We start from the raw sequence: 13633 nt of genomic DNA, 5'->3' as shown, positions 1-13633 counted from the left end.
CGATAGCCCCAGCCACCGCCGCGTCCGCGCCAGGCTTGCGCAGGCGCTGTGGTGACGCCGACCAGGATGGCAGAGGTGCTTGCGACATAGACGAACAACAAAGCGACTGCTGCTAGGCAACGAGTCAGGATATTGTAGCGTTTAGTCATTCTGAAGATCTCCAGTCCACTTCCAAACATCTGAACTGATGCTGGCTGTCTCGCTTAGACGCGCGACACCGGCATTCGGTTCGTGCATGCTAAGACAATATTTTCACTAAGGTTCTTGCGAGCTTTAACGACTCTATTGAGACCAACAGGTAAGGTCAAGTTACAGTCCCGCCTGCAAAGGATACTGTCGTTGCTGCGCTCATCTTGTCGTTCATCCGCCGTTCATTCTGTTCATCTTGTGTTGCGCCGATTTGATTTGTGCATCGCAGAAGCAGAGATTTGAGAACCTCGGAAAATGCCGGCGAGAACTTGAAGTCGACACGATCCTGTTCTCTCAGCGTTGCAGTATCCTTCCAAAGAGTGCCCATGCCGAAACAACACACTTACGTCCTTGGTCTCAACGTCTACGACCATGACGTCAGCGCCTGCCTGCTGCGTGACGGCGCGATCGCCTACGCGATCTCCAAGGAGCGCATCACCCGCGAGAAGCACGCCTCCGGCTTCTACAAGGAAGTCGTCGACTACTGCCTGTCGGCCGAGGGCATCACCCTCGACGACGTCGATCTCGTGGTGCGCAACAGCTACATCCTGCCGGTGCCCGAGATGGAGGAGCGGATGCTCCACCAGGATATGCCGGGCTTCCTGCCGATCGCCGAACGCAACGAGGCAATCAAGCACCCGCTGTTTCGTTCCAAATCCGACAAGGTGGTGTCGATCTCGCACCACCTCGCGCATGCCTACAGCGCGTTCGCGGTGTCGCCATTCAGGGACGGCGTCGTGATGATCGTCGACGGCGTCGGCAATTATCGGGCCGACGCGATGGAGTCCTACTCCGAGGATGAGGCATCGCCGCTGGCCCGCGAGTCCGAGAGCTACTACAGGTTCGACGACACCAGGCTCGAATGCCTGAAGAAGGTCTTCATGGAGCCGTCGCGCGGGCTGTTGTCGGACGAGTTCTACAACATGCCGGGACTGGGGGCGCTGTACAGCCGGGTCTCGACCTATGTGTTCGGCGACTGGAACAAGTGCGGCGAGTTGATGGGGCTTGCGCCCTATGGCCGCCGGGAGCAGGTCGGCCATCTGCTCGAGATGAAGGACGGCAAGCTGCACGTGCCGTTCTGGGGCGCCGAGAACCAGCAGCCCTTCGTGCTCGACAGCGGCAGCTGGGACAAGAGTCCGGCGATGCGGCACTGGGAGGACATCGCCTGGCGGGTGCAGGACGACACCGAGAACGTGTTGCTGGCGCGGGCGCGCTGGCTGCGCGAGACCACGGGGGCGAAAAATCTCTGCATCGCCGGCGGCGTCGCGCTGAACTGCGTGGCCAACGGGCGCATCGCGCGCGAGTCAGGTTTCGAAAACATCTGGATCCAGCCCGCCGCCGGCGACGACGGCATCGCGATCGGTTGCGCCTATTACGGCTGGCTCGAAGTGCTCAAGCAGCGCCGCTCGTTCGTGATGGACCACGCCTATGTCGGGCGGCGCTACAGCGACGCCGAGGTGGCCGCCGCGCTGCAAAGCTTCCTGGTGCGCATCCAGATCGACGCGAAGCGCAGCGACAATATCTGCCGCGACACCGCAAAGCTGCTCGCCGACCAGCGCGTGATCGGCTGGTTTCAGGACCGTTCCGAATTCGGTCCGCGCGCGCTCGGCAACCGCAGCCTGATCGCCGATCCGCGCAAGGCCGAGATGAAGGACATCCTCAACAGCCGGGTCAAGCACCGCCAGGCCTTCCGGCCGTTCGCGCCGATCGTGCTGGCCGAGCGCATGAAGGAGATCTTCGAAGGCGAGGAGGACTCGCCCTACATGCTGATCGCAAAGCCGGTGCGGCCGGAATGGCGCGACAGGATTCCGGCGATCGTGCATGTCGACGGTTCGGCACGGGTGCAGAGCGTGCGGGAAGAGACCAACCCGATGCTCTATCGCCTGCTGAAGGAGTTCGAGGCGCTGACCGGCGTGCCGGTCCTGATCAACACCTCGTTCAACGTCAAGGGCGAGCCGATCATCGAGACGCCGCAGGACGCGGTCAGCTGCTTCCTCACCACCGGGATCGACCACCTCGTGATGCACGACACGCTAGTGTCGAAGACCGCCATGCACAAGGTCGTCACGCCTGTCATGACGACGTTCGGCGACGTCGCCACCATCGTCTCCTCGACGACGCAGGACACCAGTCGCGGCGGCGGCTGAAACTTATTACGCGGGTGTCGCCGGTGCCGCGGGCTTTGCCGCCGGCGGCTTGACCGGCTTGTCCTGCCGCTTCGACCACGAGATGTAGTAGGCCACGATCGTCATGATCGCGATGCCGGAGATGCTGACGAAGATCTGCGCGAACAGCGAGCCCGAGCTCATCGAGAGCTCGAAATGTCCGACAAAGGACAGGAACACGCCGACGCAGAATACCGCCAGCGACTGCTGGCCGCAGACGATCAGGGGATCGAACACCTTCCACTCCAGCGCCGCCCAGTCCTTCGGGATGAAGCGGATCACCAGGACCGTGATCACCACGAAGTGCAGGAAGCGATACGGCGCAAGGTTGGTCTTGTCGTTCGGGTTGAAGGCCGAATAGAGCCAGTCCGGGAACATGGCGCCGAAGTCCGGGAAGCGTCCGGCCATCGTCATGATCAGCGCGAAAATCATATAGGCGATGCAGAACCACAACGTGTAGCGCGAGTTGATGATGCCCATGTTGTTGCGTGCGCCGCCCATCGCGCACCACGAGCCGAACACGAACAGCACCTGCCAGGCGAACGGATTGAAGTACCAGCTGCCGGCCGGGTAGGCCGGCAGGTTCCAGCCCTGGTGGCGCGACAGCAGCCACAGCACGAGCGAGGCTGCCATGGTCCAGTTCGGCCGCCGCAGCATGAACCACAGCACCGGCGGGAACAGGCCCATCAGCACGATATAGAGCGGCAGCACGTCGAGATTGACCGGCTTGAATTTCAGGAACAGGCCCTGGCGCAGCGTCTCGGTGGCGTTGTCGACGAGGCCGGCGACGTTGAACTCGTTGATGATCTCGGAATCGCCGAAGCGCAGCGCCAGATAGCTGATCGAGGCGATGTAGATCACGAACAGGATGATGTGGGCGACGTAGAGCTGCCAGACCCGCTTGGTCAGCCGGGTGGCGCCGACGATGAAGCCGCGTTCCAGCATCATGCGGGCGTAGACGAAGGAGGCGGTGTAGCCGGAGATGAAGACGAACAGGTCCGCGGCGTCGCTGAAGCCGTAATTCCGCGTCGTGATCCAGTTCACGACATTGTCGGGGATGTGATCGAGATAGATCGCCCAGTTCGCGACCCCGCGGAACAGGTCGAGCCGGAGGTCACGTCCTTTTTCGGGCAGGGTAGCGTGGATTTCCATGGGGCGCCGCTTCCTCGAGGTGATGCTTGTCGAGAAGATCGCGCCGCGGGCCCAGGGGACTGCTAAGGGAGCCTCCCGGGGCCAGATTGTCACAGCGCGGTAGAATGACTATACCGGTCCGGCGAAGGCTGCCTCCGAGATCCGAGGAATCACCGATCAGATCGTTGATAGGTGTCTCTATACTATCCCGGCGGTTTCCTTCAAATCGCTTCCATGTCGCACATCCCACGGGGCCGACCATCCATGACCGCACGCATTTTTAAGCCCGCCAAAAACGCGATGCAATCGGGACGTGCCAAGACCAAAGAGTGGCAACTGGACTACGAGCCGGAGCAGCCGCGCTCCGTGGAGCCCTTGATGGGCTGGACCTCGTCCACCGACATGAAGCAGCAGCTGACGCTGCAGTTCGAGACCAAGGAAGAGGCGGTCGCCTATTGCGAGCGCAAGGGCATCGCCTACCAGGTGATCGAGCCGAAGGATTCGGCGCACCGCCAGATCGCCTATGCCGACAATTTCGCGTTCCGCCGTTGGGAGCCTTGGACCCACTAAGGTTGGACCCACTAAGCCCTGACTAGCGCCCGGATCAGCTCGCCGCGGGCGCGGCGAGGGCGCCCGGGATCGGCAGCGGCGCGTCCTTGGAGACGCCGAGCACCGGAAAGCTTCTGATCTTGCGCACATTGGGCAGGCCGGCGAATTGCAGCAGCTGCTGGCGCATGTCGTCGACGCTGGGCGCGACGCATCGGAGCATGAAGTCGGCATCGCCCGAGATCCGCCAGCATTGCAGGAAGCGCGGCACGGCCGCCACATCAGCCTCGAACGCCTCGATCGCGCTCAGGGTCTGGCTGTCGAGCTGGATCAGCACGAAGGTCGTCACCTCATAGCCGAGCAGCCGTTCGTCCAGCGTGGCACGGATCGCCTGGATCACGCCGCGGCTGCGCAGGGCGCGAACCCGGCGCAGGCAAGGCGGGGCAGTGATGCCGACCCGCTCGGCGAGCTCGTTGATCCTGATCCGGCCGTCCCGCTGCAACTCGGACAGGATCCGCAGATCGATGTCATCGAGCTGTGGGCGCTCGGTCACGGTCACGAGCCCGCGACGGCGGCGCGCCGGCTGTCGCTGCCGTGGCTCGCCTGGCCGATCGCGGCCCGCGGCGCGACGCCCGACAGCACCAGCTTCTCGTGCGCCGCGATGATAGCGTCGCGGGTCAGACGGCCGCCGGGGCGGTACCAGGTGCAGAGCCCGGTGAGCAGCGCCAGGATCGCGAAGGTCGCGACCTGGATGTCGACGACCTCGAACACGCCGTCCGACGCCCCGTCGGTGAGGATCTGCGCCAGCCGCTGCTCATAGGCGCCGCGCAGCGCCACCACTGCGTCGTAATTCTTCGCATCGAGGCTGCGCAGCTCGGAATTGGCGATGAAGACCTCGCGCTTGCGGGTCATGTGATAGGTGACGTGGAACGCGACAAAGGCGCGCAGCTTCTCGACCGGATCGGCCTTGCCCTCGAGCGCAAGATCAAGCTCGCGCAGCAAATCGTTGATATGGTCCTGCACCAGATCGAACAGCAGGTCCTGCTTGGTTGAGATATGGTTGTAGAGTGAGCCCGCCTGGATGCCGACCTCGGCGGCAAGCTGGCGCAGGCTCATGGCCTCGTAACCGTGCTCGAAGATCAGGCGCACGCCGGCCTTGCGGATCGCCTCCAGCGTGGTGGGACCGTGTGAGCCGATCGTGCGTGCCATCGGGGCCTCGGAGGGTGTTGGCTTGCCAGGACGGACCAGGAAACAAGCGAACGACCGTATGTATATCGCATGAAATCCCAGTGAATTCAATGCACTGCCGATTTCATGCCCAAACCATAGCACGATTGCTTGCGAAGCCAAGAAAAAAACGTATGATCGTTTAATTGCAAGATGAATCTCACGGGAGGGATCATGGCCTCGAACCAGGCGGCAATCTTCAATTTTGACCTTGGCGAGACCGCGGATGCGATCCGCGAGACGGTGCATGACTTCTCGACCAACGAGATCGCTCCGCGCGCCGCCGAGATCGACCGCAGCAACCAGTTTCCGCGCGACCTATGGCCCCGGATCGGCGCGCTCGGCCTGCACGGCATCACCGTCGAGGAGGAGTATGGCGGCTCGGGCCTCGGCTATCTCGAGCACTGCATCGCGGTCGAGGAGATCTCGCGGGCGTCGGCCGCGGTCGGCCTGTCCTACGGCGCGCATTCCAACCTCTGCGTCAACCAGATCCGCCGCAACGGCAGCGAGGCGCAGAAGCGCAAATATCTGCCGAAGCTGATCTCCGGCGAGCACGTCGGCTCGCTCGCGATGTCCGAGCCGTCCGCGGGCTCGGACGTGGTCTCGATGAAGACCCGCGCCGACAGGAAGGGCGACCGCTTCGTGCTGAACGGCAACAAGATGTGGATCACCAACGGCCCGGTCGCCGATACGCTGGTGGTCTACGCCAAGACCGATCCGAACGCCGGCCCGCGCGGCATCACCGCCTTCATCATTGAAAAGGGCATGAAGGGATTTTCCACCGCGCAGAAGCTCGACAAGCTCGGCATGCGCGGCTCCGACACCTGCGAACTGGTGTTCGAGGATTGCGAGGTGCCGGAGGAGAACGTGCTCTCTGAGGTCGGCCGCGGCGTCAATGTGCTGATGAGTGGTCTCGACTATGAGCGCGCGGTGCTGGCGGCGGGGCCGATCGGCATCATGCAGGCCTGCATGGACGTGGTGCTGCCTTACGTCCACGAGCGCAAGCAGTTCGGCGAGCCGATCGGTTCGTTCCAGCTGGTGCAGGGCAAGGTCGCCGACATGTACACCACGATGAACGCCTCGCGCGCCTATGTTTACGCCGTCGCGAAAGCCTGCGACCGCGGCGAGACCACGCGCGAGGATGCCGCCGGCGCCATCCTCTATGCCGCCGAGAAGGCCACCCAGTGCGCGCTGGATGCGATCCAGCTGCTCGGCGGCAACGGCTACATCAACGACTATCCGACCGGCCGCTTGCTGCGCGACGCAAAGCTCTACGAGATCGGCGCCGGCACCAGCGAGATCCGCCGGATGCTGATCGGCCGCGAGCTGTTCGCCAAGACGGCCTGATGTCTTCTCCCTCGCCCCGCGCTTGCGGGAGAGGGGCGGGGTGAGGCCTGTCACCGCATCGACGGTGGCAACTCACCCCGGCACGATGATTGACCTTGAACCCCACCGATACTCCAACGAAACGTGCAACACCGATGCCGCTTCATTCGACGATCGATCCCACATCTTCTGAATTCGCCCGCAACGCCGAGGTGATGCGCGGCCTGGTCGCGGAGCTCCGCGGAAAGCTCAACCAGGTGGCCGGTGGCGGCGGCGAGACCTCGCGCAAGCGGCACACCTCGCGCGGCAAGATGCTGGCGCGCGATCGCGTCGATCTCCTGGTCGACCCCGGTACCGCGTTCCTCGAACTGTCGCCGCTGGCCGCCAACGGGCTCTATGGCGGTGACGTGCACTCGGCCAGCGTCATCACCGGCGTCGGGCGCATCGCAGGGCGCGAGTGCATCATCGTCGCCAACGACGCCACCATCAAGGGCGGCACCTATTACCCGATGACGGTGAAGAAGCATCTGCGCGCCCAGGACATCGCGCGGCAGAACAATCTGCCCTGCGTCTACATGGTGGATTCCGGCGGCGCCTTCCTGCCGCTGCAGGACGAGATATTTCCCGACGAGCGGCATTTCGGCCGCATCTTCTACAACCAGGCCCAGATGTCGTCGCAGGGCATCCCGCAGATCGCGATCGTGATGGGCTCCTGCACCGCGGGCGGCGCCTATGTGCCGGCGATGTCCGACGAGAGCATCATCGTGCGCAACCAGGGCACGATCTTCCTCGGCGGTCCGCCGCTGGTGAAGGCGGCGACCGGCGAGGTCGTCACCGCCGAAGAGCTCGGCGGCGCCGATGTGCACTCCCGGCAGTCGGGCGTGACCGATCACTATGCGCAAAACGACGCCCACGCGATCGGGATCGCGCGCCGCATCGTCGGCACGCTGAAGCAGCCGGTGAAGGCACAGCTCAACATGCGCCCTGCGCAGGAGCCGCTGTTTCCGGCCGAGGAGATCTATGGCGTGGTCTCCGCCGACGGCAGAAAACCGTTCGACGTGCACGACATCATCGCGCGGATCGTCGACGGCTCCGAGTTCGACGAATTCAAGAAGCTCTACGGCACCACGCTGATCTGCGGCTTCGCCCATATCTTTGGCTATCCGGTCGGCATTATCGCCAATAACGGCATCCTGTTCAGCGAGAGCTCGCTGAAGGGCGCGCATTTCATCGAGCTGTGCTGCCAGCGCGGCATTCCCCTGGTGTTCCTGCAGAACATCACCGGCTTCATGGTCGGCAAGAAATACGAGGCGGGCGGCATCGCGCGCGACGGCGCCAAGCTGGTGACGGCGGTTGCCACCGCGGGGGTGCCGAAATTCACCGTCGTGATTGGCGGCTCCTACGGCGCCGGCAATTACGGCATGTGCGGCCGCGCCTACAGCCCGCGCTTCCTCTGGCTGTGGCCGAACGCGCGCATCTCGGTGATGGGCGGTGAGCAGGCCTCGATGGTGCTCAGTCAAGTGCGCCGCGACGGCATCGAGGCCAAGGGCGAGAGCTGGTCGGCGGAAGAGGAAGACAAGTTCCGCGAGCCGATCCGCGCGCAGTACGAGAAGCAGGGCAATCCGTATTACGCGACGGCGCGGTTGTGGGATGACGGCGTGATCGATCCCGCCGACACCCGCCTGGTGCTCGGACTTGGCCTGTCGGCCGCCGCCAACGCGCCGATCGAGCCGACGAAATTCGGCCTGTTCAGGATGTGACCCAGGAACTGACCATGGACCGCTCAAAACTCACCCGGCGTTTCCGCACGCTTCTGATCGCCAACCGCGGCGAGATCGCCTGCCGCGTCATCCGCTCGGCGCGCGCCATGGGGCTGCGCACCGTCGCGGTTTATTCCGAGGCCGACCGCGACTCGATGCATGTCGCGCTCGCCGACGAGGCCGTGCTGCTCGGTCCGGCCCGGGCCCGCGACAGCTATCTCAGCATCGAGCGCGTCATCGCCGCCGCCAAGGAGACCGGCGCCGAGGCGGTGCATCCCGGCTACGGCTTCCTGTCTGAAAATGCGGAGTTCGCGCAGGCCTGTCTTGAAGCAGGTTTGGTGTTCGTCGGCCCGACCGCCGAGATGATGACGGCGATGGGCTCGAAGTCCGGCTCGAAGGCGCTGATGGAGAAGGCCGGCGTGCCCTTGGTGCCCGGCTATCACGGCGAGGCCCAGGACGAGGCGACCTTGGCGGAGGCCGCCAACCGGATCGGCTTCCCCGTGCTGGTGAAGGCGTCGGCCGGCGGCGGCGGCCGCGGCATGCGTGTTGTCAACTCGGCCGCTGAGCTCACGGCCGCGATCACCAGCGCCAAGCGCGAGGCCAAGGCGGCATTCGGCGACGACCGCATGCTGATCGAGAAATATGTGCAGAACCCGCGCCATATCGAGGTGCAGATCATCGGCGACAGCCACGGCAATCTGCTTTCGCTGTGGGAGCGCGAATGCACGCTGCAGCGCCGCCACCAGAAGGTGATCGAGGAGGCGCCGTCGCCGACGCTGAACGCCGCGCAACGCGAGACGGTTTGCGAGGCCGCCCGCAAGGCTGCCGGCGCGGTCAATTATATCGGCGCCGGCACCATCGAGTTCGTCTCCGACGGCAAGGACGTGTTCTTCATCGAGATGAACACCCGCCTGCAGGTCGAGCATCCCGTCACCGAGCTGATCACCGGCGTCGATCTCGTCGAATGGCAGCTCCGCGTCGCCTTCGGCGAGGCGCTGCCGCTGAAGCAGGACGAGATCAGGCTGAACGGGCATGCCATCGAGGCGCGCGTCTACGCCGAAAATCCCCAGAAGAACTTCATGCCCTCGGTCGGCCGCATCAAGACCTGGCGCACGCCACAGGAAGGCGACGGCCTGCGCATCGATGCCGGCTATCGCAGCGGCGATAATGTCTCGCCCTACTACGACGCGATGCTCGCCAAGGTGATCGCCTGGGCGCCGACGCGCGAGGGCGCGATCGAGAAGCTCAATCGCGGGCTTGAGGAAACCGATGTCCGCGGCATCGTCACCAACATCCCGTTCCTGTCGTCGCTGGTGACGCATAAGGATACGCGAGCCAATGCGATCGATACCGGCTTCATCGAGCGCGAGCTGAAGAACCTGACATCGGGCGCGGGCACGGCCGGCGAGTTCGAGCTTTGCGCAGCAGTGGCCGCGATCGTCAACAACGAGCAGAAGGCGGCGCGGCGTGAGGCCAACTCGCCCTGGCAGGCCTTCGGCTGGATGCCGGTCGGCCGCCGTCAGCGGGTGTTTTCGTTCCGGCAGGGCCATGAGCCCGCCCAGACCATCACGCTGCACTATGGCAACGGACCGTCGACGCTCTCCGTCGGCGGCCGGGAACTCGTCTTTGCGATCTCGTCAGCCGGCGATGACGGCGTCGACCTGACGCTCAACGGCCTCAAGTCGCGCATTGCTTCGGTCGTCGAGGGCCACGAGCTTTACTTGCGCACCCGCAACGGCCGCTTCGACCTGCACTGGGTCGATCCGTTCGGCGGCGAGAGCGAGGAGCAGGTCGGCGAGGACAAGATCGTGGCTCCCTTGCCGGGCACCGTGGTCGCGCTGCTGGCCGAGGAGGGCGCGACCTTGGAGAAGGGCGCGCCGATCCTGACCCTGGAAGTGATGAAGATGGAGCAGACCCTGCGCGCGCCCTATGCCGGGGTGCTGAAGAAGCTCAAATGCAAGGTCGGCGACATCGTCGGCGAGGGCGTCGAGCTTGCCGAAGTCGAGCCCGCGGCCGCGTCATGAGCGATCAGATCAAGATCATCGAGATGGGGCCGCGCGACGGCCTGCAGAACGAAAAGACGCCGGTCAGCGTCGAGGCGCGCATCGCGTTCGTCGAGGCGCTGGTGGCGGCCGGGCTCGATACGGTCGAGGTCGGCGCCTTCGTGTCGCCGAAGGCGATCCCGCAGATGGCAAGCTCCGACCAGGTGCTGCGCGGCGTCAGCCACATCAAGGACGCCGAATTCCATGTGCTGGTGCCGAACGAGAAGGGTTATGACGCGGCGCGCGCGGCGGGCGCCCAGGTGGTCTCGGTGTTCGCCGCGGCCTCCGAAGGCTTCTCCCGCGCCAACATCAATTGCTCGGTCGCGGAATCGATCGAGCGCTTCAAGCCGGTGTTGGCCCGCGCCAAGGCCGACGGCGTCAAGGTGCGCGGCTATATCTCCTGCGTGCTCGGCTGTCCGTTCGACGGCGAGATCAAGCCGAAGGCGGTCGCCGACCTCGCGGTGACGCTTTGGGATCTCGGCTGCTACGAGATATCGCTCGGCGACACCATCGGCGTCGGCACGCCGCTGAAGGCCAAGCAGATGCTGCGTGCGGTCGGTTCTGAGTTGCCGGTCGGCAAGCTCGCGATGCACTTCCACGACACCTACGGCCAGGCGCTCGCCAATCTCTATGCCGGCATGGAAGAAGGCGTCCGCGTGATCGATGCCGCCGCCGGCGGCCTCGGCGGCTGCCCCTACGCCCCCGGCGCCACCGGCAACGTTGCGACCGAGGACGTCGTCTACATGCTCGAAGGCATGGGCGTGAAGACCGGGATCGATATGGACAAGCTGCTCGCCGCGACGAACGAGGTCGCTGGATTGCTCGGCCGTCCGCCGGTGAGCCGTGTTGCGTCCGCGCTCAACGCGAAGCGCAAGCGGCTCCCCAAATCGTAAATTGTGGGATGCTTGGAGCGATTTGGGATTGTAGCCGCCTCAATCTTCGGCGGTCGCGCTCGGACTTATGCGCTGCGAAGCGCAGATTCAAGGCACATAGTCGCACCCCCGGCTTGCGCAGTCTGGGCTCCCGAAGCTGGACTCTCAACCCATATGCGTATGGTGCGACAGCGCCTTGCGCTATCGCCGCCCTCCTTGAGGGCGTTTCCTCCCTAGACTTGGGCCGCTTGTTGTTTCGAGCGGCCCTTTTTCTTACGCTGCCGGAGCGTTGATCGTCGCGATCACGGCCCTCATATCGGTCGCCAGCTCGCGATAGTGCCCGCCCAGCCGCTGGTACAGTTCGCGGTTGCTCCCATCCAGCGTCCTGCTAGCGATCAGCTCGCATTCGTCGGCGAGGATCTCAAATCGTTCCAGCTTCGCTTGAAGAGCAGACATGGCGGGAATTTCCCTGACTGTTACTGAGGGAGTTGCGACGCTACTACTCCGACTGCGTCTAGCGCAGCATAATTATAGGGTAGAACTAAATTCTTCCCGGCAGTTTTGCGGCGCACACAGCCGCCGTCATCGGCGCGGCGCCCGATTAAACCCTCCCGAAAGCGTTCATGGCTTGGTGACTCAAACGTGCTGAGGTGAGGGGCTCGCAATTGCTCCAGGTGGATTCTCGCCATGTCCGGACAGGTGTCAGCTTCCCGCGGCCGAACATTTCTGGCCGGAAAAATCGTCTTCAACTTCGGCCGGTCGGCCTTCGACTGCACGGTCCGCCAGCTCACGGAGACGGGCGCCACCGTGGAACTCGAAAGTGTCGTTGGCATTCCCGATCACATTCAACTGTTGCTCGTCGGCAGCAATCAGGTGAAGCCATGCAAACGGCTCTGGCAATCGGACCGCCAGCTCGGCCTGGTTTTTGAGGAGCAGCAGGCGAGCGCTGCGGCGCCCGCGCCTGCCGCTCCCGCACCGGCCGCCATTCCGGAGCGGCGCAGCGGCGACATTCTGCGCGGGCACATGCTGGCGCTGCGCGCGGCGCTCGATCAGATCCCCGTCGGCATCCTGCTGTTGGACTCGGAGCTGAAAGCCCTGTTCATCAATCGTGCGTTTCGGAGCATGTGGGCGCTTCCGGACGCGGTGGCCGACCGCAACCCCACCTTCGCCGATCTGATGCAGCACGGCTGCAAGACCATGGCCTATGAGCTGCCGGCTGAGCAGCTTCATGCCTACCTTGCCGAGCGCGTCCGCCTCGTGAGCGTCGGGGACCCGAACCCGATCGATCTCAGGCGCAGCAATGGTGATGTGGTTCGATGTCAGTGCACGCCGCTGCCCGACGGCGGCCGGATGGTGAGCTACACGCCCGTGACCGACATCGTGCGGGCATCGGACAAGTTGAAGGTGCTGACCGGTGCGCTCGAGAACGTGGAGGACGGCGTCGTCCTGCTCGACCGCGATCTCAATGCGATCTTCCTCAATCGGCGAATGCGGGAATTCTGGGAGGTGAGCGAGGAGGAGGTCGCGCGGCATCCGGCATACATCACGCTGCTCACGCGCAACCGCCGCGCCGTTCCGGCGGACGCGACCCCGGAGCAAGTCAGGGCCTTTCCCGCAAAGCGGATCGCCGAGATCAAGGCGGGCGACCACAAGCGCGACGTGCAGACGCCGGACGGTCGCCATATCAGGATCCATTGCTCGACGATGGCTAACGGCGGTCGCATGCTGACCTTCGTCGACGTGACCGATCTCGTACGCAACGCACGGCAGCTGGAGGTGCTTGCGACCACCGATCCGCTTACCGGATTGTTCAACCGCAGGCACTTCCTGACGACGCTGGATGCGGAGTGGAGCCGGTTCCAGCGCTACTATCGTTCCGTATCCGTGCTGATGGTCGATATCGATCACTTCAAGAGCATCAATGATCGCTTTGGACATGCGGCCGGTGACGAGGCCATCAAGGCTGTTGCCGGGATATGCATTCGGGGCAAGCGCAAGTCCGACGTCGTCGGCCGCGTCGGAGGCGAGGAGTTCGCGGTCCTGCTGCCGGAGACCACATTGTCGCGCGCCCGAACCGTCGCCGAACGCATCCGCAAGAGGGCGGAAGCGCTGACGGTGGGCGCGGATGATCGGGCGGTGTCACTCACGGTGAGCATCGGCGTTGCCGAGGCCCTCACAAGCATGCCCGGGATTGATGCCCTGATGAAGGCCGCCGATGCGGCGCTCTACCAGGCCAAGGAGCACGGCCGGAATCGCACGGAGTGCTGGTCACCTCCGTCGCCACCGAAGCTGGCCGCCGGGTAAATTGCAGGATGCGGATATTTGACTCACAAGCGACACCCACACATTCGGCGTCGTCCCTGCCTAGTGCGCAA

11 protein-coding genes are annotated in these 13633 nt (G+C 64.3%); 7 read left to right on the top strand and 4 right to left on the bottom strand.

Going from position 1 to position 13633, the window contains the following annotated elements:
* Positions 1–515 precede the first annotated feature (515 nt).
* Positions 516–2336 (top strand): carbamoyltransferase family protein, encoded by a 1821-nt coding sequence (locus AC1VNY_RS18045; protein ID WP_482406170.1) that lies wholly within the window; start codon positions 516–518, stop codon positions 2334–2336.
* 6 nt (positions 2337–2342) lie between these two features.
* On the opposite strand, the gene AC1VNY_RS18040 is transcribed toward AC1VNY_RS18045, so the two are convergent.
* Positions 2343–3506: an OpgC domain-containing protein gene (locus AC1VNY_RS18040; RefSeq protein WP_304495280.1), complete on the bottom strand. Its 1164-nt coding sequence runs from the start codon at positions 3504–3506 to the stop codon at positions 2343–2345.
* Between the two features lie 243 nt (positions 3507–3749).
* Here AC1VNY_RS18040 and AC1VNY_RS18035 point away from each other — a divergent pair, with 243 nt between their 5' ends.
* Entirely contained in the window at positions 3750–4055 is a 306-nt protein-coding gene (locus AC1VNY_RS18035) for an ETC complex I subunit (RefSeq protein WP_016846428.1), read from the top strand.
* 34 nt (positions 4056–4089) lie between these two features.
* Here AC1VNY_RS18035 and AC1VNY_RS18030 read toward each other — a convergent pair whose 3' ends face one another.
* Both AC1VNY_RS18030 and AC1VNY_RS18025 read right to left on the bottom strand, forming a co-directional pair.
* Positions 4090–4584, bottom strand: a complete 495-nt coding sequence (locus AC1VNY_RS18030; RefSeq protein ID WP_028332152.1) for an Lrp/AsnC family transcriptional regulator — start codon at positions 4582–4584, stop codon at positions 4090–4092.
* A 2-nt stretch (positions 4585–4586) separates the two neighbouring features.
* Entirely contained in the window at positions 4587–5240 is a 654-nt protein-coding gene (locus AC1VNY_RS18025) for a TetR/AcrR family transcriptional regulator (RefSeq protein ID WP_482406169.1), read from the bottom strand.
* A 192-nt stretch (positions 5241–5432) separates the two neighbouring features.
* Here AC1VNY_RS18025 and AC1VNY_RS18020 point away from each other — a divergent pair, with 192 nt between their 5' ends.
* From AC1VNY_RS18020 to AC1VNY_RS18005, 4 genes are all read left to right on the top strand, one after another.
* A complete protein-coding gene (locus tag AC1VNY_RS18020) occupies positions 5433–6605 on the top strand; it encodes an isovaleryl-CoA dehydrogenase (protein ID WP_304495281.1) in 1173 nt (390 codons plus the stop codon).
* Between the two features lie 134 nt (positions 6606–6739).
* Positions 6740–8344: a carboxyl transferase domain-containing protein gene (locus tag AC1VNY_RS18015; protein WP_038386820.1), complete on the top strand. Its 1605-nt coding sequence runs from the start codon at positions 6740–6742 to the stop codon at positions 8342–8344.
* 14 nt (positions 8345–8358) lie between these two features.
* Entirely contained in the window at positions 8359–10368 is a 2010-nt protein-coding gene (locus AC1VNY_RS18010) for an acetyl/propionyl/methylcrotonyl-CoA carboxylase subunit alpha (RefSeq protein WP_482406168.1), read from the top strand.
* Complete coding sequence (locus AC1VNY_RS18005) at positions 10365–11279, top strand: hydroxymethylglutaryl-CoA lyase (protein ID WP_482406167.1); 915 nt, start codon at positions 10365–10367, stop codon at positions 11277–11279. The genes AC1VNY_RS18010 and AC1VNY_RS18005 overlap by 4 nt, the downstream gene beginning before the upstream one ends.
* Positions 11280–11531: 252 nt before the next feature.
* On the opposite strand, the gene AC1VNY_RS18000 is transcribed toward AC1VNY_RS18005, so the two are convergent.
* Positions 11532–11714, bottom strand: coding sequence for a hypothetical protein (locus tag AC1VNY_RS18000; RefSeq protein ID WP_016846867.1), 183 nt, complete (start codon positions 11712–11714; stop codon positions 11532–11534).
* Positions 11715–11945: 231 nt separating this feature from the next.
* On the opposite strand from AC1VNY_RS18000, the gene AC1VNY_RS17995 reads away from it, so the two are divergent.
* The gene (locus AC1VNY_RS17995) at positions 11946–13562 is read left to right on the top strand and encodes a sensor domain-containing diguanylate cyclase (protein ID WP_482406166.1); all 1617 of its coding nucleotides are present in this window, start codon (positions 11946–11948) and stop codon (positions 13560–13562) included.
* Positions 13563–13633 lie beyond the last annotated feature (71 nt).

This window comes from Bradyrhizobium ferriligni (genome assembly GCF_056837965.1).
This window is presented reverse-complemented; position numbering and strand designations above follow the sequence as displayed.